Genomic DNA, 26,527 nt, shown 5'->3' on the forward strand with positions numbered 1-26,527 from the left:
TGATCCATTCATTTGACTTATATTTGCCTAAGCAATAATATCAGCCGTGACTAACTACTTGCCAGGGCAACCATTGTGAAAAGCACCAGTGATCTGTTTAACGAAATCATCCCACTGGGTCGTTTGATCTACATGGTTAATCAGAAAAAAGATCGTTTGCTAAACGACTATCTGTCACCGCTGGATATCACGGCATCGCAGTTCAAGGTGCTCTGCTCCATCCGTTGCGCGGTGTGTATTACCCCTGTCGAATTGAAAAAAGTGCTGTCTGTCGATCTCGGCGCCCTGACGCGGATGCTGGACAGGCTGGCCTGTAAAGGCTGGATAGAAAGGCTTCCGAATCCACATGACAAGCGAGGCGTGCTGGTGAAACTCACCGAACATGGCGCGGCAATTTGCGAGCAGTGTCATCAATTAGTAGGGCAAGACCTGCACCAGGAACTAACAAAAAACTTAACGGCGGATGAAGTGACCACGCTTGAGCATTTGCTTAAGAAAATCCTGCCGTAAACAGAAAGAGGTATGACGATGTCCAGACGCAATACTGACACAATCACTATTCATAGCATTTTGGACTGGATCGAAAATAACCTTGAATCGCCGCTCTCGCTGGAAAAGGTGTCAGAGCGTTCAGGTTACTCCAAATGGCACCTGCAACGGATGTTTAAAAAAGAAACCGGCCATTCACTGGGTCAATACATCCGTAGCCGTAAAATGACTGAAATAGCGCAAAAATTAAAAGAGAGTAACGAGCCGATCCTTTATCTGGCGGAGCGTTACGGTTTTGAGTCCCAGCAAACGCTGACCCGGACATTCAAAAACTATTTTGATGTTCCACCGCATAAATACCGTATGACGAATATGCACGGCGAATCACGCTATTTGCTGCCACTCAATCAATGTAATTGCTAATCGCCAGTTAACGACATAACCGAGGAAATCATGAAACTTCTGTCTTATGCGATGCTGGCCCTGCTGTATGTTGTTTCGGGCCAGAGCATGGCGGAACAGACCGCGCAACCTGCCACACAAAACAGTCGTGACGCGATGATTATGCCGCCTGCGCACGATCGGTCCCCGTTCGATTTTAATCATATGGGTGCAGGCAGCGACAAATCCGACGAATTAGGTGTGCCTTATTACAATATGCGCAACCTGTAATTTTTTTGCCCCGTCACTGCGGGGCTTTTTTTTACCCTCTCGCCTGCGCAGTCTTACGCAACCGAAAGCCAAACACATTAATGTACAATCCTGCCATGATCAGCAGCGCACCGAGCAGTTGTAATCCGGTAAGCGTTTCATCCAGCAGCACGGCCGCGCTCGCCAGTCCAACAACCGGCACCAACAGCGACAACGGCGCGACACGCCAGGTTTCATAACGCCCGAGTAAAGATCCCCAGATGCCATAACCCACAATGGTTGCCACAAACGCCAGATAAACCAGTGACAGAATGGTGGTCATATCTATCGTCACCAGGCTTTGGATAATTTGCGTTGGGCCATCGAGAAGTATTGAGGCGAGGAAGAATGGGACAACAGGAATCAACGCACTCCATACCACCAACGACATCACCGCCGGGCGTGACGTATGCTGCATGATTTTTTTATTAAAGATATTACCGCTGGCCCAGCTTAGCGCCGCCGCCAACGTCAGCATAAAACCGAGCATGCCAACATGCTGTCCGTTGAGACTGGTCTCAATCAGCACCAGCACGCCAAATATGGCCAGCGCAATTCCTACCCGTTGTTTACCTTGCAGACGTTCACCAAAGGCGAATGCCCCCAGAATGATGGTGAAAAACGCCTGAGCCTGTAATACCAGAGAAGCTAACCCGGCAGGCATACCGAATTTGATGGCGCTAAAGAGAAACGCGAACTGCCCAAAACTGATGGTCAGCCCATAGCCGAGCAGCAGTGAAAGCGGAATTTTCGGCCGGGCAACGAAGAAAATCGCCGGAAATGCCACCAGTAAAAAACGCAACCCTGCCAGCATTAAGGGTGGCATATTGTGTAGCCCCACTTTGATGACGACAAAGTTCAGCCCCCAAACCACAACGACCAGTAACGCTAATAACCCGTCTTTACGCGACATACCACCGCCCCTGCGAATATTAAATTTTTGTAAACAAATTAAAGTAACGGAAATCATTGTCCCGTAACAGATCATTAATTCAGGTAGGCCGCACAGGGCATTTTCGGACAACTTATTGAGTGTACATCACACTTTTAGCATGCTATTTGTTTCTGATATCTAAAAAAAACATAACAACATGCATTGTCGGGCAGGAAAATGAATATCTCTCTGAGAAGGTCCACTCTCGCGTTACTCGCGTCATCATTGTTATTAACGATTGGGCGTGGCGCCACGCTGCCCTTTATGACGATCTACCTCAGCCGACAGTACAATCTGAGCGTCGACCTGATCGGTTATGCGATGACGGTCGCACTGACCATTGGCGTCGTGTTCAGCCTTGGCTTTGGTATTCTGGCCGACAAGTTTGATAAAAAACGCTATATGCTGCTGGCTATCTGCGGCTTTGCCTCTGGCTTTATTGCTATTCCACTGGTGCATAACGTAGTGGTAGTGGTTTTGCTCTTTGCCCTGATCAACTGCGCCTACTCCGTCTTCGCCACGGTGCTGAAAGCCTGGTTTGCCGATAATCTCTCGGCGACCAACAAGACAAAAATTTTCTCGCTTAACTATACCGTGCTGAACATCGGCTGGACCGTAGGCCCACCGCTGGGTACGCTACTGGTGATGCAAAGCATTAACCTGCCATTCTGGCTCGCTGCTGCATGTTCAGCACTCCCTCTGGTGTTTATCCAGACCTGGGTAAAACGTTCACCAGCAGCATCAGAAGGTTTGAACACGGCAGTTTGGTCCCCCTCGGTACTGCTGCGCGACAGAGCATTATTCTGGTTTACGCTGTCCGCATTTTTGGCGTCATTCGTTGGTGGTGCCTTTGCGTCCTGTATTTCGCAATACGTTATGGTGGTTGCAGACGGCGATTTTGCCGAGAAAGTGGTGGCAGTCGTCCTGCCTGTTAACGCCGCCATTGTGGTATCACTGCAATATGCCCTCGGGCGCAGGCTCACCGCCACCAATATCCGCCCGCTAATGACTGTGGGCACGCTGTTCTTTGTGGTCGGTCTGGTTGGCTTTACCTTCTCCGGCAACAACCTGGTGTTATGGGGCATTTCTGCGGCCTTTTTCACTATCGGCGAAGTCATTTACGCACCGGGTGAATACATGCTCATCGACAACATCGCGCCTGCAGGAATGAAAGCCAGCTATTTTTCCGCCCAGTCGTTAGGCTGGTTGGGCGCAGCGGTAAACCCATTAGTCAGCGGCGTCATTTTAACCACATTGCCGCCGTGGTCGCTGTTTGTGGCGCTGATGGTGGCGATCGTGCTTGCCTGGGCGCTAATGATAAAAGGCATGCGCGCCAAACCCTGGGGCCAGACGGCGGTCTGCTAATGATGATCGCGACAGAGCCAAAGCCGCTCTGTCGCGAATCTCAAATGGCGACCAGCCCTCGAACGCCGTCGGACTCCATATTTTTACCGTCACCGCTTTGAATAATGCTGCCTCGCGACATGAGTAAGTATTTGTCGGCCAGTTGCTGCGCAAAATCATAGAACTGCTCCACCAGCAAAATGGCCATGTCACCCCGGTGCGCCAGTTGAGAAATCACCTGCCCAATTTCTTTAATCACTGACGGCTGGATCCCCTCCGTGGGCTCATCGAGGATCAACAACTGCGGGCGACTGGCCAGCGCTCGTCCAATCGCCAGTTGCTGCTGTTGCCCGCCGGACAAATCTCCGCCCCGCCGATGTTTCATCTCCTGTAGAACCGGAAAGAGCGCATAGATATCATCCGGCACACGTCTGGCCTCCTGTGCTGAAAAACGGGAAAGGCCGAGCAGCAGGTTCTCTTCTACCGTCAGACGCGGAAAAATATCGCGCCCCTGTGGTACATACGCCACCCCGGCCCTGACCCGCTGATGCGGCTTCCAGTGAGTGACATTTTTCTCCTGCCAGAGCACACTCCCGCTGCGGGCAGGAATAAGCCCCATCAGGCACTTCAGAAGCGTCGTTTTCCCCACGCCGTTACGCCCCAGCAGACATGTCACCTCGCCGATACGCGCCTCAAAGTTCACACTTCGCAGAATATGGCTGCCACCATAATATTGATTCAGTTCTTTCACCTGCAACATCTGTGCTCCTTAACGCCCGAGATAAACTTCAATAACCTGCTCGTTGGCCTGCACTTCGCGCAGACTTCCCTGAGCCAGAACGCGTCCCTGGTGTAAGACCGTGACGCGATCGGCAATGGTTTCGACAAATCCCATATCGTGCTCAACAACCATCAGCGAGTGCTTCCCGGCAAGCTTACGAAACAGCTCCGCAGTGTATTCCGTCTCCGCATCCGTCATACCCGCCGCGGGTTCATCCAGCAGCAGTAAATGTGGCTCCTGTACCAACAGCATGCCAATTTCGAGAAACTGTTTTTGCCCGTGAGAAAGCAGCCCGGCGCGGCGGGCCCGCTCGTTGCCCAGCCGCAACAGCGCCAGTATTTCATCTATACGCTCCCGTTGTTCGCCGGTGAGGCGCGCCCGTAAAGAGCCCCAGACAGATTTATCGCTTTTCAGCGCCAGCTCCAGATTCTCCTCTACCGTTAACGCTTCAAATACCGTGGGTTTCTGAAACTTCCGCCCAATCCCCTGACGTGCAATGGCGATGGGGTCCAGCGTTGTTAAATCGGTCGACTGATCGTATATCGCCCGACCACTTTGCGGCCTGGTTTTGCCGGTAATAACATCCATTAGCGTCGTTTTTCCGGCACCGTTGGGACCAATGATGCAACGCAGTTCCCCAACGCCAATATTGAGCGTGAGATCCGTTAACGCCTGGAAGCCATCGAAGTTAACGTTAATTTTTTCCAGCTGGAGCACCGGGTCCGTTTGGTTGCGAAACCGATCGCTTGGCATCTGGCGAGTAAAAAGCCCTTCATCTGGCTGCATTATTTGTCTCCCTTGCGAAACAGACCCATCACACCACGAGGTAAAAACAACGTAACGCCAATAAAGATCAGGCCAAGAAACAGTTGCCAGTATTCCGGCATAATGACGGTAAACAGGCTTTTAGCGCCGTTCACCAGTACGGCGCCAAATACCGGGCCAATCAGGGTTCCACGCCCGCCGAGGGCAACCCAAATCGCCGCTTCTATCGAGTTGGTCGGCGACATTTCGCTGGGGTTAATGATTCCCACCTGCGGAACATACAACGCCCCCGCCAGGCCGCACAGCACGGCGGAAAGCGTCCACACCAGCAGCTTGAAACCTTTCGGATCGTAACCACAGAACATCAGTCGGTTCTCGGCGTCGCGCACGGCAGTGAGAATTCGACCAAACTTACTGCGGGCCAGCGCCAGTCCCAGCCATATTGCCAGCACCAGCAGCATGACCGTCGCCAGAAACAGCGCGATACGGGTTGAGGTCGCGGTCACCGGAAATCCCAGAATGGTGGTAAAACCGGTAAAACCGTTATTTCCCCCAAAGCCGGTTTCGTTGCGGAAAAACAGTAACATTCCGGCGAAAGTCAGGGCCTGAGTCATGATGGAGAAATAGACCCCTTTGATTTTTGAACGGAAGGCAAACCAGCCAAATACCAGCGCCAGCAGACCCGGCACCAGCACAACCAACAACATCGCCCAGATAAAATGTTGCGTTCCCCACCAAAACCAGGGCAGCTCGGTCCACGACAGAAACGACATAAAGGCCGGTAATCCTTCGCCGGAAGCCTGGCGCATCAGGTACATTCCCATCGCATATCCCCCCAGCGCAAAGAAAATACCGTGGCCCAGCGAGAGCATTCCCGCATAGCCCCACACCAGATCCAGCGCCACCGCCACAATGGCATAGCAGAGAATTTTCCCGGCCAGAGTCAATGTCCACACCGATATGGCCAGCGGATGATCCGCAGGTAACAGCGCCAGAAACGGCAGAATAATCAGCGTCAGCAGTAAACCCAGCCCCAGGATGCGTGTCGCGCGCGGCGCTTTACGCGCCAGCGTTAATGTCATTGGCATCGTCATCAGTCAATAACCCTCCCTTTCAACGCGAACAGCCCCTGAGGACGTTTCTGAATAAACAAAATAATCAGCACCAGAATCATAATCTTACCGAGAACAGCTCCCACCTGAGGCTCAAGAATTTTGTTGAAAATCCCAAGCCCAAACGCAGCGGCTACACTCCCCGCGAGTTGTCCCACGCCGCCCAGCACCACCACCAGAAACGAATCGATAATGTAGCTTTGCCCTAGCTCCGGTCCTACGTTGCCTAACTGCGAGAGCGCTACGCCCCCCAGTCCGGCAATCCCTGAACCAAGACCAAAGGCCAGCATATCCACTCGTCCGGTAGGTACGCCGCAGCAGGCCGCCATATTGCGATTTTGCGTCACCGCACGTACGCGCAGTCCGAGACGGGTTTTATTCAACAACAGCCAGGTGAAGAACAGCACCAGAATGGTAAAGCCAAGCACCACAATTCGGTTCCACGGCAAAATCAGATTGGCATAAACCTGAATGCCCCCGGAAAGCCATTCCGGATTAGCGACTTCAAGGTTTTGCGCGCCGAAGGACATACGCACCAACTGGATAAGCATCAGACTGATCCCCCACGTTGCCAGCAGGGTTTCGAGCGGACGCCCGTATAAATGGCGGATCACTCCGCGCTCGAGTAGCATTCCAACCCCAGCGGTAAGCAAAAAGGCGACCGGAAGCGCAATAACCGGATACCAGGCCAACCATTGCGGGAAAAACTGGCCCATCAGCTGTTGCACCATCCAGGTACCGTAAGCGCCGAGCATTAACATCTCACCATGCGCCATATTAATGACGCCAAGTAAGCCGTAGGTTATCGCCAGACCCAATGCCGCCAGCAGCAAAATGGAGCCCAGCGACAATCCCATAAATGCCTGTCCAAGAAGATCGCCAACCTTCATGCGATGCGCGATGGAATTCAGGCTTTCGTCAGCGGCAGCACGAACGCGGGCATCAGGTTCATGTTCAGCATGGGTGAATGGCTGCAGGCGCGCCTGGGTTTCAGGATCGTTCGACGCCCCTAGCAGTTCGATTGCCTGACGTCTGATCTCAGGCGAGGTGCTGGTCAGTTGCAGGTTTGCCAGTGCAATAGCCAGTAAAGATTTCACGCCAGCATCGGGCTCCTGGGCCAGTCGTTGCTGCAGAAACGGCAGCATCCCCGGCTGGGCCTCACGCTGTAATGTACGCGCTGCCCCGCCCCTTTGCGTGACACTGTCACTTAATAGCTGGTGGACGGCCAAGGTTCCGGCAACCAGATTACGCAGGCGGTTAGTCAGGCGGATTTTTTTTAGCTCGCCGTTCGGACCTGCCGCCATTCCTAGCGGTTGTACGTGCGAGCCGTTCATGATGAACGCGTTTTTCGCGTTATCTGTCAGCAGGTTCTCATCACTCAGCGCTTTGAGCACCGGCAAGCGTTGAACGTCGGGTTTTACCGACCATTGTTCAAGTAAGGCGGCCTGCTGAGTCCGGTTGGCGGCGGTAAAGGTATCGGCATCTGCGGCCTGCGCTATCCACGGCAAAAGCCACGTCAGCAACAACACACCACGAATAAAGCGCATGGCTTTCATGAGCATTCTCCAAAGCGTTGCCCTCCCGCAGGAGGGCGTAAGATCAGTTGCTGGCGGTTTTAACGGGCTGTTCAGATTTTTTATCATTACCGGCGATATACGGACTCCACGGCTGGGCGCGAACCGGCGCTTCGGTTTGCCACACCACGTTAAACTGGCCGTTGCCTTCAATCTCGCCAATCATGACGGGTTTATGCAGGTGATGGTTGGTCGCATCCATGGTCAGGGTAAATCCTGATGGTGCCGCGAATGATTGTCCTGCCATAGCCGCCCGGACTTTATCCACATCGGTAGTTCCGGCTTTTTCTACTGCCTGCGCCCACATATGCAGGCCAACATAAGTGGCTTCCATAGGGTCGTTGGTCACCACCGAATCAGCATTCGGCAGCTTATGTGCTTTGGCATACGCCCGGTAATCCGCGACGAACTTCTTGTTGGCCGCATTATCTACGGACTCAAAGTAGTTCCACGCAGCCAGGTTGCCCACCAGCGGTTTAGTATCGATACCGCGCAACTCCTCCTCACCCACAGAGAATGCCACCACCGGAACATCCGTGGCTTTCAGGCCCTGGTTCGCTAACTCTTTATAGAATGGAACGTTAGAATCCCCGTTGATGGTCGATACCACCGCCGTTTTTCCCCCTGCGGCGAATTTTTTAATACTGGCAACAATGGTCTGGTAATCGCTGTGTCCGAATGGGGTATACACTTCTTCGATGTCTTTATCGGCCACGCCTTTCGAATGCAAAAAGGCGCGTAAAATTTTGTTAGTCGTACGCGGATAGACATAGTCCGTACCCAGCAGGTAGAAGCGCTTAGCGCTGCCGCCGTCCTCACTCATCAGATACTCAACCGCCGGGATCGCCTGCTGATTAGGCGCAGCGCCGGTATAGAAGACGTTAGGCGACATCTCCTCACCTTCATATTGCACCGGGTAAAACAGCAGACCGTTCAATTCTTCAAATACCGGTAAAACCGATTTACGCGAAACCGATGTCCAGCAACCGAAAACCGCCGCTACCTTGTCCTGGCTCAGTAACTGACGTGCTTTTTCAGCAAATAACGGCCAGTTCGAAGCCGGGTCAACCACCACCGGTTCCAGCTTTTTGCCCAATACACCGCCCTGCGCATTGATTTCATTAATAGTCATCAACGCCACATCTTTCAGCGGCGTTTCGGAAATAGCCATGGTGCCGGATAACGAATGCATGATGCCAACCTTAATAGTGTCGGCCGCCTGAACGCTAAAACTCATTCCCATTGCGACAACAGAGGCGGAAAGCGCAAAAGCTTTTAAAAATGTACGACGCTGCATAGTTTCACTCCTGAAATTAGTCTTGTTGAAAGCTCCGGTGCAGCCGGGCAGACAAAACGGTGCAAATTAAGGGTATTCAGAAGTGATAAGGCAAAAACGATGCCAGATATTTAAACATCAAATAAAATCAATGAGTTAGAATTTTAGGCACAAAAATCAGTATTAAATTTTGCCGCCAGAAGGATTAATCGCGTGAAAGATTGAACCACAATGAGACAACTCTGCATTATAAACGTGCAACAATCTGTGTCTGTCACACATGGTCATAACGGCGCGCCCCAGTATAAAAATATGGTTATTTGTTCGCAGATAACCGTGCCTTGTCACTATTATTTATTTTTCCCGACGTAATCACGTCAAAATTTTACTTTTCCGCCGAAATAATCACACAGTTCAGCCTTTGTTTAAGATTGAATTGCTACTATAGTCATAAGCGAGGTGAACTTAAGGTAAGAGAGGAAACTCACAAATAAAGGAGCATTTACTATGCTGGGTAATATGAATATTTTTATGGCTGTTCTGGGAATTATTTTATTTTCCGGTTTCCTGGCCGCGTATTTTAGCCACAGATGGGATGATTGATGAACGGAGATAGTCCTGAACCGACCCGGCCCCTTGCTGCGTAGCTGCACAAGGGGCCATTTTTTTACCTGAATTCCCCCTCCCGGCACCTTTTCCCTGATGTACAGATAAAAAAAACCGCCGGATAAACCAGCGGTAAATGCTTGCATGGATAGATTTGTGTTTTGCTTTTATACGCTACCTGGCAATTCCCTGCGAAGATAACGGATAGTTGGCTAATCTATCATCGACAACCCCAATGAACGTTAAACGAAACGTAACTACCTTCTATAAGTGATGTTGGCCGCTAATGAGATTCTTGCAAACCGTACAGTAATCCATGTCATCGCAATGGTTATAAAATGAGCTATTTATTGCTTCATAGTGTATGGTAAGCACCCCATCACAAGGACAATCAATATGTCGATACTCAAAGATATTAAGATGCGTACTTTACGACCAGTGAAAAGTACCTGTCCTCACTGCTGCCGCCAGTCAATGCACAGCCTGTCGAGAATAAAAAACAACATAACGTTAGTCTGCCCCAACTGCGGCAATACCTACCTTCCTTCCCAAAGCAAACCAGTCAAGTAACGTAAGAACAGGAAAACAATGCCGACCTTTCACCAGCAGCACTCCCTACCCGAGCGTCTCTATGAGATGCAAGGCATCAATACCCAACAACGATTCATTTTGCTAAAGAAAAAATCCAGCTAACAACCGGGCACCACGCCCGGTTCAATTTTCTGGCTGACCTGTCTTAAGCGCTCAAACCACGATGTTCCAGCATGGGTTCCATGCGCGGTTCACGCCCGCTCCACTGGCGATAAAGTTCAGTTAAATCAGTGCTGTTTCCGCGGGACAAAATTGCTTCGCGGAATTTCTGTCCGTTTTCACGGGTTAATCCGCCCTGCTCTACGAACCACTGATAGCCGTCATCGGCCAGCATTTGCGTCCACAGATAGGCATAATAACCTGCGGCATAGCCGCCACCGAAGATATGGGCAAAATAACTGCTGCGATAACGCGGCGGCACGGCCTTGAGATCCAAACCTTCCGCCGCCAGCGCCTGCTGTTCAAATTGATCGACCGGATGAGATGACTCGCTCAACTCCAGAGAGTGCCAGCGCATATCCAGCAATGCAGCGCTGAGCAGTTCGGTCATGTCGTAACCTTTGTTAAACAGACTGGCCCGCTGCATTTTATCCCGCAATGCCTGCGGCATTTGCTCCCCGGTATCAACATGTCGGGCAAAACGGGCAAAGACCTGAGGATGGCTCGCCCAGTGTTCGTTGATCTGTGAAGGAAACTCGACAAAATCACGCGGAGTGTTGGTTCCAGAAAGCGTGGCATAACGCTGAGTGGCGAACAGACCGTGCAATGTATGGCCAAATTCATGAAATAGCGTAATAACATCATCCCACAGTAGCAATGCAGGCTGATCCTGCGCAGGTTTTTGATAATTACAGACGTTGTAAATAACCGGTCTGGTTTCGTTAAGCAGCGATTGCTCAACAAAATTGCCCATCCAGGCTCCGCCGCTTTTTGATTCCCGGGCAAAGAAATCACCGTAAAATAGCGCTAACCCTACGCCATCATGATCGAATATTTCCCATACCCGAACATCCGGGTGATAAACCGGAATATCGAATCGTTCAACGAATTTGATGCCAAAGAGTTGATTGGCCGTCCAGAAAACGCCCTCGTTCAGCACCGAATCCAGGGCAAAGTAAGGTTTGAGCTGTGCCTCATCAAGGTCATATTTCTCACGACGGACCTGCTCGGCATAAAACGACCAGTCCCAGGCCTCGGCGCTAAACGACTCGTGTTCTTGAAAGATAACGTTCTGGATTTCAGCCTGCTCATCCAACGCCCGCGCCCGCGCGGCTGGAACAATAGATCGCATAAATGTCAGTGCCGCTTCCGGCGTTTTTGCCATCTGGTCGGCAATTTTCCAGGCTGCGTAATTGGCAAAACCAAGCAGTTGCGCCTGCTGCATCCGGATTGCTACCAGTCGCTGAATAATAGCTCGCGTGTCGTTGCCATCATCATTTTCAGCCCGCGTCCATGCGCGGGTGAACAGTTTTTCGCGGGTCTGACGATCGCGTAAAACCGCAAGCGCCGGTTGCTGTGTTGTGTTTAATAGCGGGATAACCCAACGCGCTTCAAGCCCTTTCGCCCTTGCAGCTTCGGCGGCAACGGCAATTTCTTCTGTGCTCAGCCCCTCCAGATGCCGGATATCATCCACCACCATAGCACCTGACGTGTTGGCTGCCAGCAACCGTTGATTGAACTGGCTGGTCAGCGTGGCTGACTCCGTATTGAGCGCTTTAAGTTTGGCTTTATCGGTCTCGTTCAGACGGGCGCCGGCCAGTACAAAACGCTGATACACGACCTCCAGCAGACGTATTGATTCGCTATCCAGACTTAACGTACCACGCCGTTGCCAGACAGCTTCGACACGGGCGAAAAGCGCGCCATTGAGATAAATATCATTGGCAAGGTTCGCCAGCTCTGCGGAAAACTCTTCGTCAAGGCGCTGTAGTTCATCGTTGGTGTGCGCCGCCGTCATCGCGAAGAAAACGCTGGTCACGCGCGTGAGCAGCCCCCCGCTTTGTTCAAGCGCCAGCAACGTATTAGCAAAATCAGGAACCTGTGAGTTTTGCACAATAGCGTCGATCTCGGCGCGTTTTTGCCGCACGCCTTCATCAAACGCTGGACGATAATGCTGCACGTCGATCTGATCAAACTGCGGTGCCTGATACGGCAATGTGCTGTGGTGTAAAAATGGATTCGTTAACGACATCTTTCACTCCTGAAAACGATTTGTTTACCAGAGTAGACTTCCTGGGAATCGACCGCAATCGCGTTAAGCAGGAATAGCTCTGAACGGAAATGACGTGCTATGGTAGTACTACATAAAAAGCGTTGAGGAACAGTGAGATGATCGTTTTAGTAACCGGAGCAACCGCAGGTTTTGGTGAGTGCATTACGCGTCGTTTTATTGAGAATGGGCATAAAGTTATTGCCACCGGACGCCGCCAGGAGCGCCTGCAGGAACTCAAAGATGAGCTGGGTGACCGCCTCTATACCGCGCAACTGGACGTACGTAATCGTGCATCAATTGAAGAGATGCTGAACGCCTTACCCGCTGAATGGCGCGATATTGATGTTCTGGTCAACAACGCGGGTCTGGCGCTGGGCCTTGAGCCAGCCCACAAGGCCAGCGTTGAAGACTGGGAAAATATGATCGACACCAACAACAAAGGCCTGGTTTATATGACCCGTGCCGTTCTGCCAGGCCTGGTTGAGCGCAACCGCGGTCATATTATCAATATCGGTTCTACCGCGGGCAGTTGGCCATACGCTGGCGGGAACGTCTACGGTGCGACCAAAGCGTTTGTTCGCCAGTTTAGCCTGAATTTACGTACTGACTTACACGGCACTGCGATTCGCGTTACCGACATTGAACCGGGTCTGGTTGGCGGTACGGAATTCTCTAACGTACGTTTCAAAGGCGATGACGCTAAAGCTGAAAAAGCCTACGAAAATACCACTGCGCTGACCCCGCAAGATGTTACAGAAGCGGTATGGTGGGTGGCGTCCTTACCCGCTCATGTCAACATTAACACCCTTGAAATGATGCCTGTCACGCAGTCTTTTGCCGGACTGAGTATTCATCGGAGCTAATTTCTCTGCCCGGCCTTGCGCCGGGTATAGATAGCCTGAAATAAGTGATAAGATCTCCGGGTTAACTCTCTAAAAAGTAAGAATGAATGACCGTAGAAACGCAGCTCAACCCTACACAACCGGTAAATCAACAGATTTACCGTATTCTTCGTCGTGATATCGTGCACTGTCTGATTGCGCCCGGTACGCCGCTGTCGGAGAAAGAGGTTTCCGTACGCTTTAATGTGTCACGCCAGCCGGTACGAGAAGCATTCATCAAACTGGCAGAGAACGGTCTGATTCAGATCCGCCCGCAGCGTGGCAGCTACGTAAACAAAATTTCGCTGTCGCAGGTGCAAAACGGCTGTTTTGTTCGCCAGGCAATTGAATGTGCCGTGGTCCGCCGCGCCGCATCACTGATCACCGACAAACAGTGCTATCAGCTCGAACAAAATCTGCATCAGCAGCGCATTGCGATTGATCGAAAACAAATCAATGATTTCTTCCAGCTAGATGACGAATTTCATCAGAAACTGGCTTTAATCGCCGAGTGCCAGCTCGCCTGGGACACCGTTGAGAATATTAAGGCCACGATTGACCGCGTTCGCTATATGAGCCTGGATCATATCTCTCCGCCTGAAATGCTGCTGCGTCAGCATCACGATATTTTTACCGCACTTGAGAAACATGATGGCGATGCCGTAGAGCGCGCAATGATGCTGCATCTCCAGGAAATTGGTGAGTCCGTTCAGCTAATCCGTCAGGAAAATAGCGACTGGTTCAGCGAAGATTAATATTACGCTCACCTCACACCGAGGTGAGTTTCTCCTGCTTTCCCCTCTCCCGCACATCTGCATAAAAAAAGCTGTGATTTTGATCGAAAACAAAAAAAATCATTAACGAGAAGCGTATTTATATTGCGCCCGTTACGTGGGACTAGAGCCCACGGGCTTTGACGGTAAGTTGGAAAGGAGAAAACACCATGAAAACATACGATCGTAACCGTAACGCAATCACCACTGGCAGCCGCGTCATGATTAGCGACACCGGACTTACAGGCCGCATTACAGCGATAGATACCGATGGTCTGACCGCTGAGCAAATTCGCCGCGGGAAAACAGTGGAAATCGAAGGGTGTGAAGGTAAATATGCCCCCCTCGAACTGATTCGTTTGGGCATAAACTAATTGGTGTGAATGCCAGAAAACAATGCGCCATCTGGCCTGTTTATAGCCAGATGGCGACTTAAATGATGTTCTCGTTACTTCAGTTTTGCAGCATACTTCGCAACGGTTGCTTTCGCCCCTTCAGCCAGTAAAGCAAGATAGGCTTGTGTGACCTGGTTCTTGAACAATTCTACCTGCGGCAGTTCACGACCAAAAATAGCATCGATCGCCAGCAGCGCCTGGACACGATCTTCGCCCTCGTTACTGCTATGCACCGCTTTCTGGATCACCGGTAACAGCGGATCGCTGATTTCAATCGCCTGGCCCTGATCATCCACACCGCCGACGTAACGCATCCAGCCAGCCACGCCCAGCGCCAGCAGTTCAAAGTGGCTACCGTGCACAATGTGCCAGCGAACGGAGTCCAGCATACGCTGCGGCAGTTTTTGACTGCCGTCCATCGCGATCTGCCAGGTGCGATGACGCAGTGCCGGGTTGCTGTAGCGCTCAATTAACAGATCGGCATAGTGCGGAAGATCCACTCCTTTCACTTTTAACGTGGGCGCTTGTTCCTGCAACATTAGCGCGCGCGCGGCGAGGCGATAGTTTTCATCGCCCATGCAATCGTTAATATGCTGATATCCCGCCAGATACCCCAAATAAGCAAGGAAAGAGTGGCTACCGTTGAGCATACGCAGTTTCATCTCTTCAAACGGAATGACATCAGCAACCAGCTCCGCTCCCGCCTTCTCCCATTCAGGGCGGCCAGCGACAAAGTTATCTTCAATAACCCACTGACGGAACGGTTCACATGCCACGCCTGCCGGGTCGCGTACGCCGGTAATGTGTTCAATTTTGTCCAGCGTATCCTGGGTAACTGCAGGGACAATGCGGTCAACCATTGTCGACGGGAATGTGACATGTTGTTCGATCCACGCAGCCAGTTCCGCATCCACCGCCCGGGCATACGCGGTGACAACATTGCGCATCACATGACCGTTTTCTGGCATGTTGTCGCAGGACATCACGGTAAAAGCGGCTAAACCCGCAGCTTTGCGACGTGCAAGCGCCTCAACCACAACGCCTGGCGCAGTTTTTGGCTGTTTTGGATTTTGTAGATCGGCGGCAATCATCGGGTTGTCTAACATTAATTGACCGGTCGCCGGAGAATGGCAATACCCTTTCTCGGTAATGGTCAGGGAAACAATCGCAACCTGCGGTTCACTCATCGCAGCCAGTACGCTTTCCAGACCATCAACCTGCGCATGCAGCGCATTTTTCACCACTCCCACGACTCTTGCAGTCCATGCATCCGCAGACATTTCTGCAACGGTATACAGGTTATCTTGCTGTTTCAGATCGGCAATCTGCTGCTCGCCGCCAATCAGATTCACTTCGCAATAGCCCCAGTCACTGCCGTGATCTGCAGCGAGAATGTCAGCGTAAACCCCCTGATGTGCGCGGTGAAATGCGCCAAACCCCAGATGAACAATACGCGGGACCAGTTTTGTACGATCGTAGTCGGGAAGTGCAGCCTTTGCCGTTAAGAGCTTGTTTTGCATGGTATGACCTACTTATCAATGAAATCAGGATTGATTCAGAGTAACGCCTGTATGGTTGTATGTTTTGATTTGCATTAAGCTTTTAATGATTGGTATGACATCACTTAAAGCTGTGTACCAGCATAAACGGAGAACGAGCGCCTCCGTTCATGCTGCGGCTGTGGATTAGCTTGTCTGGGTCGCTGAACAACGCATCTTATCGGCTTTACTCACCTCAGCAGCATCCTCAAGCGCACTCAGATCGCGGTCTTTCACCTCTGGCATCAGCAGCGCGGAAACCAAACCGATCAGTGAGTAGGCAATGACCATCACCAGAATTGGCCACCAGGAGTTAGTCATGTTACAGAAGATACCAGCCAGAACCGGACCAAAACCAACGGCAACCAGCCCACCCGCCTCTTTTGAAATCGCCATGCGTGTGAATCGGTTACGGGCACCGAACATTTCAGCCATGGTAATATTTTCGAGAGCAAATAATCCCAATACGGCAAAGTTATGAATAACAATCAGTGCCGTCATAATAACGCCCGGACTATACGTTTTATCCACAACGATTGAGAGCATTGGGTAAGCCAGAATAATTGCCGAAATATTCAGAATAATATAAGGCAACCGGCGACCAAACTTATCAGACAACCAGCCGAGCAGCGGTATCGTAATAAATCCTAGTACCGAACTAATCATTAAAGCATCGGTGGGTATTGATTTATCAAATAACAACGTCTGCACTAAATACCCAGCAAGGAAGGTTTGGATTAACCCAGAGTTACCCGCCTGTCCAAACCGTAAACCGGTTGCCAGCCAGAAGGATTTACTGGTAAACATCGCCCCTAGTGTATTTTCCGACGAATTATTTAATGCAGGAGAATTTTCCTCATCATTAACTTTCTCAAATACCGGACTTTCTTTGAGGTTCATACGTAACCAGATGGCAAAAATCATTACCACGACACTTGCCAGGAACGGAATTCGCCAGCCCCAGGCTAACAGTTCTTCCCGGTCAAGAGCAAAGAACATCACCGCCCAGATAGCAGTTGCACTAAGGGTTCCACAGTTTGTCCCCATGGCGACAAGCGAGGAAATGATGCCACGTTTGCCTTTTGGCGCATACTCAGCAAGCATAGTCCCTGCGCCCGAGATTTCAGCCCCCGCGCCAAGCCCTTGTACGATACGCAGCGTCACCAGCAATACGGGAGCAAAGATACCGATTTGCGCATACGTTGGCAGTACGCCGATTAATGTTGTGCAGATCCCCATCATGGTGATGGTAATAAACAGCACCTTTTTACGCCCAATGCTATCTCCCATTTTGCCAAATATAAATGCTCCGACGATACGAGCAATATATCCTGCACCATAGGTACCCATTGCTAAAATGAGCGCCATCGCTGCAGACTGTTCCGGGAAAAATATCTCATGGAATACCAGCGCGGCCCCCAGAGAATATAATTGGAAATCCATAAATTCGAGCGCAGTACCTAACCATCCGGATACGGCGGCTCTGACCAGATCCTTCGTTGATCTTTCGTGTTTTTCTTGATTCATATTGGCTATCTCTAAGAGGTAAGATGCGTACCACTTACTCGCAGTTATTTATATTATTCAGTGAATGTGAGTAAAACTTTGCAGCAGTGCTGCTGATCTTTCTCAAACAATTCAATTGCGTCGGTAACGTGGTGATAGTCAAAAGTATGGGTAATAAGTTGGTTAGGATCGACAAGTCCGTTGACTAACCAATCAATAACAACCGGGAATTTGTTCGCATTTAATCTTGAGGAATAAATTGAAAGTTCTTTCCCGGTAATGCCTTGTTGAACAATCTGACAAGGATCGCTGGAGAAGCCCATCAGAACAATCCGCGCGGCTGGCGATGCCAGCGTGATAGCCTCCTGTAAAATAGATGGATGACAAGCTGCATCCACGATGATGGTCGGTTTTAGCCCTTTTTCCGTCAGGAAATCTTGCAACGATTGCTGACTATTATTGACTGCCCAGTCTGCACCGCACTGCTTCGCCATGCTAAGGCGTTCATCGATTCTGTCAGCAATCACCACGGTTTTTACTTTATAGACACGTTTAAGCGCCTGTACGGTGGTCAGCCCCATAGGACCCGCGCCATAAATCAGCGCAATATCATTTTCTGTTGGATTTATTTGCCCGGTTACGTTTGCGGCGATGGTAAAAGGCTCAACCATAACGGCATGCTCAGCAGGCACGGCATCGGGGATCGTCCAGGCATTTTTCTCTGGCACGACAGCGTACTCGCTAAAACCGCCATCGCGATGCACGCCCAGCACCACCAGCGATGTGCAAACGTTAGGTTTACCAATTGAACAGGGATAACAATGTCCGCAACTGATAACCGGATCAACGGATACTCGCTCGCCCATTCGCGAACGGTCAACACCTTCACCTACCGCATCAATCACGCCAAAAAACTCGTGGCCAATCACACGTGGGTATTTTGCAAATGGATTGTGTCCGCGATAAATATGGCTGTCAGAACCACAAATTCCCGCCAGTTTCACCCTAACCCTGACTTCGCCTGCAGAGGGTTCTGGTACCGGTAGCTCGGCAATATTCAGCGTATTCGGTTTTTCAATCACAATACTTTTCATAGCAAATCACTCCTTACCAGTTCCACAACGTGCCATCTTCCAGACGAGCAACAGGCAGATATGCAGGGTCATACGGATATTTCGCCGCCAGCTTTTCATCAAACTCGATCCCAAGACCTGGTTTGTCTCCAGGATGCATATAGCCGTTATCAAAGGTCCAGTTGTGCGGGAACACTTCCAACATTTGCTCGGAATACCCCATATATTCCTGTACGCCGAAGTTCGGCACCCACAGATCAAAGTGCAACGCAGCGGCCATGCATACTGGGGACAGATCGGAAGGTCCATGCGAACCGGTACGTACCTGATACAGCGACGCGAAATCGGCAATTCGACGCATGCCAGTGATACCGCCCGCATGGGTGATGGTGGTGCGGATATAGTCGATCAATTGCTCTTCGATAAGCTGTTTGCAGTCCCAGATGCTGTTGAAAACTTCCCCTACCGCAATCGGCGTGACCGTATGCTGGCGGATCAGGCGGAAGCATTCCTGGTTTTCAGCCGGGGTTGGGTCTTCCATCCAGAACAGACGATATTGTTCAATGCTTTTGCCGAAACGGGCCGCTTCAATTGGCGTCAGACGGTGGTGCATATCGTGCAGAAGATGTTCGTTGAAACCAAACTTGTCGCGCACGGCTTCAAACAGTGTTGGCGTGAAATCGAGGTACTTCTCCGTTGACCATAACTGCTCTTCTGGCCACTGCCCTTTGGTGGCGGGTTCGTAGGCCAGTCCTTTGCCTTTAGACATACCGTAAGTGGTTTTCATACCCGGCACGCCGCACTGCACGCGAATTGCTTTAAAGCCCATCTCTTTATGGCGCGCATAATCTTCGAGTACGTCATCAACGGTATGGCCTGTGGTGTGACAGTAAACCATAACGCCTTCACGAGATGCACCGCCGAGCAGCTGGTACAACGGCATATTCGCCGCTTTCGCTTTGATGTCCCACAATGCCATATCCACCGCGGAAATCGCCGACATGGTGACCGGACCACGACGCCAGTACGCGCCTTTGTAGAAAAACTGCCAGATATCCTCAATTCGGTGCGCATCGCGACCAATCAGTTGCGGACAAACATGATCTTTCAGATAGGACGCTACGGATAACTCGCGTCCGTTTAACGTGGCATCTCCCAGCCCAGTGATCCCATCGTCTGTCGTAATTTTCAACGTGACAAAATTACGCCCCGGACAGGTGACAAACACTTCAGCCCCAACAATCTTCATTTCTTATTCCTTGCATTTGTTCTTGTGATGCAGGAAATTTACCCAACTGAGCTACTACCATACAAGTATGAAGATCAAAAAAACGCTGATTGATCACAAAAAAGGCGCTATGCGCGCCCCCACCCAGCCACAATAATCAGCATGCCGCACAATGCCACCAGCGCGCCTGACCAGTCGTACAGGCTAAGTTTTACGCCGTCAACAATACGTAGCCAAAGCAACGCTGTCACCACGTAAACTCCACCATAGGCCGCGTACACACGCCCGCTTGCTGCCGGATGTAGCGTCAGTAACCAGACGAATAAGGCCAGTGACATCCCGGCGGGTATCAGCAGCCAGGCCGTAGCCCCTCGCTTAAGCCAGAGCCAGGGTAAAAAGCAGCCAATGATTTCGCATAACGCGGTGATGAAAAAAAGGAATGTGGTCTTAAGCATTGATGTTATTCAGTTACCTTTGGTTTAACCATGATACGACAGAATGTCGTTAGCGTATCCATCTCCGCTGAGTGGGTATGCCCGCAAGCCAGAATAGTGTAGAATTTAGCCCTGTTTTATTGTTTTTTCCCTTTCCCATAAAAGGAATTCACCATGAATATTACACTGACCAAACGCCTGTGCCTGACGGCTATGCTGACGCTGGCTGCGGCTGTGTACACCTCTTCCGCATTTGCTGAAACCAGTAAACTGATCATTGAATCCGGGGACAGTGCGCAAAGTCGTCAACAGGCAGCAATGGAAAAGGAACAATGGAACGATACGCGTCAGTTACGCCAGAAGGTCAACAAGCGTGCAGAGAAAGAGTGGGACAAAACCGACGCAGCTTTCGATAGCCGTGATAAATGCGAACAGAGCGCTAATATTAATGCGTACTGGGAGCCCAACACCCTGCGCTGCCTCGACCGCCGCACTGGCCGCACCGTTGCCCCATAATGATTGCACTTTGAAAGATATTGAAAGGATACGATATGACTAGCGCCCTCAGTGTTAAGTTGCGCCCGCTGGAGCGTGAAGATTTACGATTTGTCCATCAGCTTGATAACAACGCCAGCGTAATGCGTTACTGGTTTGAAGAACCTTACGAAGCATTTGTTGAGCTGTCAGATCTGTATGACAAGCATATCCACGACCAAAGTGAACGTCGCTTTGTTGTGGAATGCGACGGTGAAAAAGCCGGACTGGTGGAGCTGGTTGAAATTAACCATGTGCACCGCCGGGCAGAATTCCAGATCATTATTTCGCCGGAATATCAGGGCAAAGGTTTGGCTTCCCGGGCTGCTAAGCTGGCGATGGATTACGGCTTTACCGTACTTAACTTATATAAGCTGTATCTGATCGTTGATAAAGAGAACGAAAAAGCCATCCACATCTACCGTAAACTCGGCTTTATGGTCGAAGGCGAGCTGATTCATGAATTCTTTATCAACGGTCAATACCGCAACACTATCCGCATGTGTATCTTCCAGCAGCAGTATCTGGCAGAACATAAAACGTCAGGTCCTAACCTGCTGCAACCTACCGCTCAGTAAAGACTGACTAATAGTAATCGATGGTGTTTTCAATCGAGTAATGGTGTTCAACTGCCGGCTTCACGCTCTCGTCAACGATTACAAGCTGGCAGTTGACCGGATTAGCATAGTCATCATACTTGCACGTTTGTTTTACATTACCTAACGGATGGTTATTAAGCAGGCTTACCGCGGTGTAATCCAGCTTCTTCAACGGGTCAACCGACGGTTTGGCATCAACCTGCAAGGTATTGTCCTTATTGACGGTGGTTTTACCCAGCGGGTAGCCTTCCGCATCATAGCGATATTGCACCTTCATCTCTTTTCCCGTGGCGGAAACGACAAAACCGTTATCGTCGGTATCCCATACCACGCCCGCCGCAGGCAGTTCTGCTAACTGACATTTACCCTGTAAGCGGATCCGTTTTTCCAGCGTTTTGGCGTCCCGGTAATAGTTAGCATCCAGGACCAGCGCCATGCCGGTATTGCTTTCGATATCATGCAATTCAAGCGTATCGAAGCACCCTTCCTGTGAGAGCGTACCGACAACGCGCTTGGTGACTTCACCTTTGTCATTAAGCAGCGTCTGGCTGAAATCTTTTACTGGCCCGCGCAGCGGATCGAAATCAAATTCATTGGAAAAACTGGCCATTTCCGGCGTAAAGGAATCCAGGCCTTTGGCGTTATCACACCCGACCAGCACGACGCACAGGAAACCTAATAAGATCTTTTTCTTCACATTTTTCACCGGGATAAGAAGATAATTCTCAATCATATTAGCAAATACAGTTATTTACACCAGAAATGCTAATCTTAGTCCAGGTCGATCATAAAGGAGCTGATGATGAAATACATAACAGGAATTGCCGCGCTCTTACTGGCCGTCGCGTCCCCGCAGGTCTTGGCGACACCGGCGTCATGTGAACGTGTGAAAAGTGATATCGAACAGCGCATCATTAATAATGGCGTTGCTGAATCCAGCTTTACGCTGAACATTGTCCCCAATGATCAGGCCGATCAGCCTGATTCACTGGTCGTGGGACATTGTGCAAACGATACGCACAAAATTCTCTATACCCGAACCAACAGTGGCAACGCCCCTGCCAATAGCACCCCTGCCCAGGACGGGCACGTCGCCGAACCGCAATAAATCACGCCCTCCGTGCGCGGAGGGTCACTCCAGTTTGATATGCATTAAGATGACATACCCATAAGTGGGTAAACTCAAACCATTATTAGCATGCTATTAATTTCGTTATAGAAATTAATATATAGCGATAACTATAATGGGGTGAGTAATGTCAAAAACTGAGCAATATGGAGGCATTAGCCGCAGGACGTTAGTGAAATCCTCGGCAATCGGTTCGCTGGCGCTTGCCGCGGGTGGGCTGTCGTTACCTTTCGGAATGCGCACTGCCGCCGCAGCGGTACAGCAGGCGATACAACCCGTTGAAGAGAAGGTTGTCTGGAGTTCTTGTACCGTTAACTGTGGTAGTCGTTGTCTTTTACGTCTGCACGTTAAGGATGACTCCGTCTATTGGGTAGAGTCGGACACAACGGGCGATGATACCTACGGTAATCATCAGGTACGTGCCTGCTTGCGTGGCCGATCGATCCGTCGCCGTATGAATCACCCTGACCGCCTAAAATATCCAATGAAACGTGTAGGCAAGCGTGGAGAAGGAAAATTTGAAAGGATCACCTGGGATGAAGCACTGGACACCATTAGTGGTAATTTGAAGCGGATCCTGCAGGATTACGGTAACGAAGCGGTTCACGTGCTGTACGGTACAGGTGTAGATGGTGGGAATATTACTAACTCCAACGTCCCCTACCGCCTGATGAATTCTTGCGGCGGCTATTTGAGCCGCTACGGTAGTTATAGTACCGCGCAAATCAGCGCCGCAATGGGTTATATGTTTGGTGCTAACGACGGCAACAGTCCTGACGACATCGCCAATACAAAACTGGTCGTCATGTTTGGCAATAACCCTGCCGAAACCCGTATGAGCGGCGGCGGTGTAACCTGGTATGTTGAGCAAGCCCGCGAACGTTCTAACGCACGAATGATCGTTATCGATCCTCGATATAACGATACTGCCGCTGGTCGTGAGGATGAATGGCTGCCTATCCGACCAGGAACTGACGCTGCATTGGCTGCGGCGATCGCCTGGGTACTGATCACCGAAGATCTGATTGATAAACCTTTTCTTGATAAATACTGTGTCGGCTTCGATGAAACCACTCTTCCCGCCAGTGCACCGCGGAATGCACACTATAAAGCCTATATTTTAGGCGATGGACCAGACGGGATAGCCAAAACACCGGACTGGGCTTCCCACATTACCAGCATTCCGGCTGAGAAAATTATCCAGTTAGCGCGTGAAATCGGCGCAGCGAAACCCGCTTATATCTGCCAGGGTTGGGGACCGCAGCGTCACTCCAACGGTGAACAAACCGCTCGCGCGATTGCGATGCTCTCCGTTTTAACCGGCAATGTGGGGATAAACGGTGGTAACTCAGGGATGCGCGAAGGGACCTGGGATCTGGGCGTGGAATGGTTCTCCATGCTAGAAAACCCGGTTAAAACGCAGATATCAGTCTTTACCTGGACGGATGCTATTGATCATGGTGCAGAGATGACCGCGACCAAGGACGGTGTTCGCGGTAAAGATAAGCTGGACGTGCCTATCAAGTTTATCTGGTGTTATGCCAGCAATACGCTCATCAACCAGCATGGCAATATCGCGCATACCCATGATGTCTTACAGGATGACAGCAAGTGCGAAATGATCGTCGGTATTGAGCATTTTATGACTGCCTCCGCAAAATACTGCGACATTCTGCTACCTGACCTGATGCCAACTGAACAAGAAGATCTCATCTCACACGAGTCTGCCGGGAACATGGGCTATGTCATCCTTGGTCAACCTGCGACATCGCCAAAATTTGAACGTAAACCCATTTACTGGATGTTAAGTGAAGTCGCCAAACGTCTAGGTCCGGATGTATATCAAAAATTCACCGAGGGTCGTACGCAGCATGAATGGGTGAAATACCTGCATGCCAAGACCAAAGAGCGTAACCCGGAAATGCCGGATTACGACGAAATGAAAACGACAGGTATTTTCAAGAAAAAATGCCCCGAAGAACACTATGTTGCTTTCCGTTCTTTCAGAGAAGATCCTGGGGCTAACCCATTGAAAACGCCATCAGGGAAAATTGAGATTTACTCTGAACGGCTAGCAACCATTGCAGAAACATGGGAACTCAAAGACGATGAGATTGTTCATCCTCTTCCAGCTTATGCACCAGGCTTTGACGGTTGGGACGATCCTAAGCGCAAAACGTATCCATTGCAGCTCACGGGTTTCCACTATAAGGCGAGAACCCACTCCAGCTACGGCAATATCGATGTTTTACAGCAGGTTTGCCCGCAGGAGATCTGGATAAACCCCGTCGATGCCAGGACGCGCGGCATCCGTAATGGCGACACAGTTAGGGTGTTTAATAATATCGGCCAGATGCTGATCAGCGCGAAAGTCACACCGCGTATTTTGCCCGGCGTCACTGCCATCGGACAAGGAGCCTGGCTCAATGCCGATATGTTCGGCGACCAGATCGATCATGGTGGTTCCATAAATATTCTTACGTCGCATCGACCTTCTCCATTAGCGAAGGGGAATCCATCCCACAGTAATCTCGTTCAGGTTGAAAAGGCATAAGGACTAACCCATGACAACTCAGTATGGATTTTTTATTGATTCCAGCCGTTGCACGGGGTGTAAAACCTGCGAGCTGGCCTGCAAAGATTACAAGGATCTCACTCCCGACGTCAGTTTCCGGCGTATTTACGAATACGCTGGAGGCGACTGGCTGGAAGATAACGGCGTCTGGCAACAGAATGTCTTCGCCTACTACCTCTCCATTGCCTGTAACCACTGCGAAGATCCGGCCTGCACCAAGGTTTGCCCCAGCGGCGCTATGCATAAGCGTGAAGATGGTTTTGTGGTGGTGGATGAAGACGTATGCATAGGCTGTCGCTACTGCCACATGGCCTGCCCTTACGGCGCACCGCAGTACAATGCCGCCAAAGGTCATATGACCAAGTGCGATGGCTGTCATGACCGCGTGGCCGACGGCAAAAAGCCCATCTGCGTCGAGTCCTGTCCGCTGCGCGCGCTGGACTTTGGTCCAATTGATGAGCTGCGCAAAAAGCACGGTGAACTGGCGGCGGTCGCTCCGCTGCCAGGTACGCACTTCACCAAACCGAACATTGTGATCAAACCCAACGCCAATAGCCGCCCGACCGGGGATACCACGGGTTATCTGGCGAATCCGCAGGAGGTGTAACATGGGCAATGGATGGCATGAATGGCCGCTGGTCCTGTTTACGGTGCTGGGCCAGTGCGTGGCCGGAGCGCTGATAGTGAGTGGTTATGGCTGGCTGACCGCTAAAGACGAGGTGGCAAAACAACGTATCGTGCGCAGCATGTTTTTTCTGTGGCTGGTGATGGGCATCGCCTTTCTCGCCTCGGTAATGCACCTGGGTTCGCCACTGCGCGCCTTTAACTCGCTGAACAGAGTTGGCGCATCTGCGCTGAGTAACGAAATCGCCAGTGGTTCACTGTTTTTCGCCGTCGGTGGCCTGTGGTGGCTGGTGGCGTTTCTCGGTAAAATGCCCGCAGTGTTAGGTAAAATCTGGCTGCTGGTGGGCATGCTGCTGGGTCTGGTATTTGTGCTGGCGATGACCAGCGTCTACCAGATAGACACTGTCCCGACCTGGTATAACGGCTACACTACGGTGGCATTTTTTATGACGATGTTGCTGAGCGGACCGCTGTTTGCCGCCCTGCTACTGCGTGCTGCGGGTGTTTCCTCTGGCACCGCCAGATTCGCCTACGTGAGCGTTTTGGCCCTACTGGTGATCGTGGCGGTTATTGTTCTGCAGGGACTGTCACTCGGCGGGATCCACAGTTCGGTACAATCCGCCAGCGCGCTGGTTCCCGACTACGGAAGCTTGCAGGTCTGGCGCATCATTCTGCTGGCCGCCGGTCTGGGCTGCTGGATATGCCCGCTGATCCGTCGTAAAGCACCATCCGTCGGCGGCCTGGCGCTGGGCTTAGTGTTAGTCCTCGCCGGTGAAATCATTGGCCGCGGATTGTTTTACGGTTTACATATGACAGTCGGAATGGCTGTTGCAGGTTAACTTTCGGGTGCGGGGCAACCCGCAC

At 51.0% G+C, this 26,527-nt stretch carries 28 protein-coding genes; 15 read left to right on the forward strand and 13 right to left on the reverse strand.

Features of this window, described 5'->3' with window-relative positions; all coding sequences use genetic code 11:
* The first annotated feature begins 75 nt into the window (after positions 1 to 75).
* The 3 genes from marR to marB are packed head-to-tail and all read left to right on the forward strand — an operon-like array spanning position 76 to position 1,161.
* The gene (marR, locus tag O6D90_RS11835) at positions 76 to 510 is read left to right on the forward strand and encodes a multiple antibiotic resistance transcriptional regulator MarR (protein WP_016156485.1); all 435 of its coding nucleotides are present in this window, start codon (positions 76 to 78) and stop codon (positions 508 to 510) included.
* A gap of 18 nt (positions 511 to 528) precedes the next feature.
* Complete coding sequence (gene marA / locus O6D90_RS11840) at positions 529 to 912, forward strand: MDR efflux pump AcrAB transcriptional activator MarA (RefSeq protein ID WP_003032424.1); 384 nt, start codon at positions 529 to 531, stop codon at positions 910 to 912.
* A 30-nt stretch (positions 913 to 942) separates the two neighbouring features.
* Complete coding sequence (gene marB / locus O6D90_RS11845; RefSeq protein WP_016153071.1) at positions 943 to 1,161, forward strand: multiple antibiotic resistance protein MarB; 219 nt, start codon at positions 943 to 945, stop codon at positions 1,159 to 1,161.
* Positions 1,162 to 1,192: 31 nt separating this feature from the next.
* Here the strand turns inward: marB and eamA are convergent, their stop codons facing one another.
* Positions 1,193 to 2,092 (reverse strand): O-acetylserine/cysteine exporter, encoded by a 900-nt coding sequence (gene eamA / locus O6D90_RS11850; RefSeq protein ID WP_016156484.1) that lies wholly within the window; start codon positions 2,090 to 2,092, stop codon positions 1,193 to 1,195.
* A gap of 198 nt (positions 2,093 to 2,290) precedes the next feature.
* Between eamA and ydeE the strand changes: the two genes are divergently transcribed.
* Complete coding sequence (ydeE, locus tag O6D90_RS11855; protein WP_016156483.1) at positions 2,291 to 3,478, forward strand: efflux MFS transporter YdeE; 1,188 nt, start codon at positions 2,291 to 2,293, stop codon at positions 3,476 to 3,478.
* Positions 3,479 to 3,518: 40 nt separating this feature from the next.
* Here the strand turns inward: ydeE and urtE are convergent, their stop codons facing one another.
* The 5 genes from urtE to urtA are packed head-to-tail and all read right to left on the reverse strand — an operon-like array spanning position 3,519 to position 8,986.
* The gene (gene urtE, locus O6D90_RS11860) at positions 3,519 to 4,217 is read right to left on the reverse strand and encodes an urea ABC transporter ATP-binding subunit UrtE (protein ID WP_016156482.1); all 699 of its coding nucleotides are present in this window, start codon (positions 4,215 to 4,217) and stop codon (positions 3,519 to 3,521) included.
* 9 nt (positions 4,218 to 4,226) lie between these two features.
* Entirely contained in the window at positions 4,227 to 5,024 is a 798-nt protein-coding gene (urtD, locus tag O6D90_RS11865) for an urea ABC transporter ATP-binding protein UrtD (protein ID WP_016156481.1), read from the reverse strand.
* Positions 5,024 to 6,097, reverse strand: a complete 1,074-nt coding sequence (urtC, locus tag O6D90_RS11870; RefSeq protein ID WP_016156480.1) for an urea ABC transporter permease subunit UrtC — start codon at positions 6,095 to 6,097, stop codon at positions 5,024 to 5,026. The genes urtD and urtC overlap by 1 nt, the downstream gene beginning before the upstream one ends.
* On the reverse strand, positions 6,097 to 7,671 hold the full coding sequence (gene urtB / locus O6D90_RS11875) for an urea ABC transporter permease subunit UrtB (protein ID WP_016156479.1): 1,575 nt from the start codon (positions 7,669 to 7,671) through the stop codon (positions 6,097 to 6,099). The genes urtC and urtB overlap by 1 nt, the downstream gene beginning before the upstream one ends.
* Before the next feature lie 43 nt (positions 7,672 to 7,714).
* A complete protein-coding gene (urtA, locus tag O6D90_RS11880; RefSeq protein ID WP_016156478.1) occupies positions 7,715 to 8,986 on the reverse strand; it encodes an urea ABC transporter substrate-binding protein in 1,272 nt (423 codons plus the stop codon).
* A gap of 486 nt (positions 8,987 to 9,472) precedes the next feature.
* Between urtA and mgtS the strand changes: the two genes are divergently transcribed.
* Complete coding sequence (gene mgtS / locus O6D90_RS11885; RefSeq protein WP_003032406.1) at positions 9,473 to 9,568, forward strand: protein MgtS; 96 nt, start codon at positions 9,473 to 9,475, stop codon at positions 9,566 to 9,568.
* Positions 9,569 to 9,991: 423 nt separating this feature from the next.
* Complete coding sequence (locus O6D90_RS26360; protein ID WP_367397983.1) at positions 9,992 to 10,141, forward strand: YnfU family zinc-binding protein; 150 nt, start codon at positions 9,992 to 9,994, stop codon at positions 10,139 to 10,141.
* Between the two features lie 166 nt (positions 10,142 to 10,307).
* On the opposite strand, the gene dcp is transcribed toward O6D90_RS26360, so the two are convergent.
* Positions 10,308 to 12,353: a peptidyl-dipeptidase Dcp gene (gene dcp, locus O6D90_RS11890; protein WP_016153062.1), complete on the reverse strand. Its 2,046-nt coding sequence runs from the start codon at positions 12,351 to 12,353 to the stop codon at positions 10,308 to 10,310.
* A 137-nt stretch (positions 12,354 to 12,490) separates the two neighbouring features.
* Between dcp and ydfG the strand changes: the two genes are divergently transcribed.
* From ydfG to ydfZ, 3 genes are all read left to right on the forward strand, one after another.
* Entirely contained in the window at positions 12,491 to 13,237 is a 747-nt protein-coding gene (ydfG, locus tag O6D90_RS11895) for a bifunctional NADP-dependent 3-hydroxy acid dehydrogenase/3-hydroxypropionate dehydrogenase YdfG (RefSeq protein WP_088582960.1), read from the forward strand.
* 86 nt (positions 13,238 to 13,323) lie between these two features.
* Positions 13,324 to 14,010 carry a GntR family transcriptional regulator gene (locus O6D90_RS11900; RefSeq protein ID WP_016153060.1) on the forward strand — a complete coding sequence of 229 codons (687 nt, stop codon included), beginning with the start codon at positions 13,324 to 13,326 and terminating at the stop codon, positions 14,008 to 14,010.
* A gap of 188 nt (positions 14,011 to 14,198) precedes the next feature.
* On the forward strand, positions 14,199 to 14,402 hold the full coding sequence (gene ydfZ, locus O6D90_RS11905; protein WP_016156477.1) for a putative selenium delivery protein YdfZ: 204 nt from the start codon (positions 14,199 to 14,201) through the stop codon (positions 14,400 to 14,402).
* A 74-nt stretch (positions 14,403 to 14,476) separates the two neighbouring features.
* Here ydfZ and O6D90_RS11910 read toward each other — a convergent pair whose 3' ends face one another.
* The 5 genes from O6D90_RS11910 to O6D90_RS11930 all read right to left on the reverse strand — a co-directional run bounded on the left by O6D90_RS11910 (position 14,477) and on the right by O6D90_RS11930 (position 20,223).
* The gene (locus O6D90_RS11910; protein WP_016156476.1) at positions 14,477 to 15,943 is read right to left on the reverse strand and encodes a mannitol dehydrogenase family protein; all 1,467 of its coding nucleotides are present in this window, start codon (positions 15,941 to 15,943) and stop codon (positions 14,477 to 14,479) included.
* A gap of 165 nt (positions 15,944 to 16,108) precedes the next feature.
* Positions 16,109 to 17,488: an MFS transporter gene (locus tag O6D90_RS11915; RefSeq protein ID WP_016156475.1), complete on the reverse strand. Its 1,380-nt coding sequence runs from the start codon at positions 17,486 to 17,488 to the stop codon at positions 16,109 to 16,111.
* A 53-nt stretch (positions 17,489 to 17,541) separates the two neighbouring features.
* Positions 17,542 to 18,561, reverse strand: a complete 1,020-nt coding sequence (locus tag O6D90_RS11920; RefSeq protein WP_016156474.1) for a Zn-dependent oxidoreductase — start codon at positions 18,559 to 18,561, stop codon at positions 17,542 to 17,544.
* 13 nt (positions 18,562 to 18,574) lie between these two features.
* Entirely contained in the window at positions 18,575 to 19,789 is a 1,215-nt protein-coding gene (gene rspA / locus O6D90_RS11925) for a starvation-sensing protein RspA (RefSeq protein ID WP_016153056.1), read from the reverse strand.
* A 107-nt stretch (positions 19,790 to 19,896) separates the two neighbouring features.
* Positions 19,897 to 20,223 carry a YnfA family protein gene (locus tag O6D90_RS11930; protein WP_016153055.1) on the reverse strand — a complete coding sequence of 109 codons (327 nt, stop codon included), beginning with the start codon at positions 20,221 to 20,223 and terminating at the stop codon, positions 19,897 to 19,899.
* 153 nt (positions 20,224 to 20,376) lie between these two features.
* On the opposite strand from O6D90_RS11930, the gene O6D90_RS11935 reads away from it, so the two are divergent.
* Together O6D90_RS11935 and speG are read left to right on the forward strand one after the other, a co-directional pair.
* Complete coding sequence (locus O6D90_RS11935) at positions 20,377 to 20,718, forward strand: DUF1283 family protein (protein WP_016153054.1); 342 nt, start codon at positions 20,377 to 20,379, stop codon at positions 20,716 to 20,718.
* Positions 20,719 to 20,753: 35 nt separating this feature from the next.
* Positions 20,754 to 21,314 (forward strand): spermidine N1-acetyltransferase, encoded by a 561-nt coding sequence (speG, locus tag O6D90_RS11940; protein WP_006684613.1) that lies wholly within the window; start codon positions 20,754 to 20,756, stop codon positions 21,312 to 21,314.
* Positions 21,315 to 21,321: 7 nt separating this feature from the next.
* On the opposite strand, the gene O6D90_RS11945 is transcribed toward speG, so the two are convergent.
* Positions 21,322 to 22,032: a YnfC family lipoprotein gene (locus O6D90_RS11945; RefSeq protein WP_082201329.1), complete on the reverse strand. Its 711-nt coding sequence runs from the start codon at positions 22,030 to 22,032 to the stop codon at positions 21,322 to 21,324.
* A gap of 102 nt (positions 22,033 to 22,134) precedes the next feature.
* On the opposite strand from O6D90_RS11945, the gene O6D90_RS11950 reads away from it, so the two are divergent.
* The 4 genes from O6D90_RS11950 to O6D90_RS11965 all read left to right on the forward strand — a co-directional run bounded on the left by O6D90_RS11950 (position 22,135) and on the right by O6D90_RS11965 (position 26,502).
* On the forward strand, positions 22,135 to 22,443 hold the full coding sequence (locus tag O6D90_RS11950; protein WP_088582958.1) for a DUF1161 domain-containing protein: 309 nt from the start codon (positions 22,135 to 22,137) through the stop codon (positions 22,441 to 22,443).
* Positions 22,444 to 22,591: 148 nt separating this feature from the next.
* Positions 22,592 to 25,018, forward strand: coding sequence for a selenate/tellurate reductase subunit YnfF (gene ynfF, locus O6D90_RS11955; protein WP_032931223.1), 2,427 nt, complete (start codon positions 22,592 to 22,594; stop codon positions 25,016 to 25,018).
* Positions 25,019 to 25,028: 10 nt separating this feature from the next.
* The gene (locus O6D90_RS11960) at positions 25,029 to 25,646 is read left to right on the forward strand and encodes a DMSO/selenate family reductase complex B subunit (protein ID WP_016156470.1); all 618 of its coding nucleotides are present in this window, start codon (positions 25,029 to 25,031) and stop codon (positions 25,644 to 25,646) included.
* A 1-nt stretch (position 25,647) separates the two neighbouring features.
* A complete protein-coding gene (locus O6D90_RS11965; protein WP_016156469.1) occupies positions 25,648 to 26,502 on the forward strand; it encodes a dimethyl sulfoxide reductase anchor subunit family protein in 855 nt (284 codons plus the stop codon).
* Positions 26,503 to 26,527 lie beyond the last annotated feature (25 nt).

Origin of the sequence: Citrobacter sp. 21OH12SH02A-Citro (assembly GCF_027919895.1) — a bacterium.
Taxonomy (GTDB): domain Bacteria; phylum Pseudomonadota; class Gammaproteobacteria; order Enterobacterales; family Enterobacteriaceae; genus Citrobacter; species Citrobacter braakii.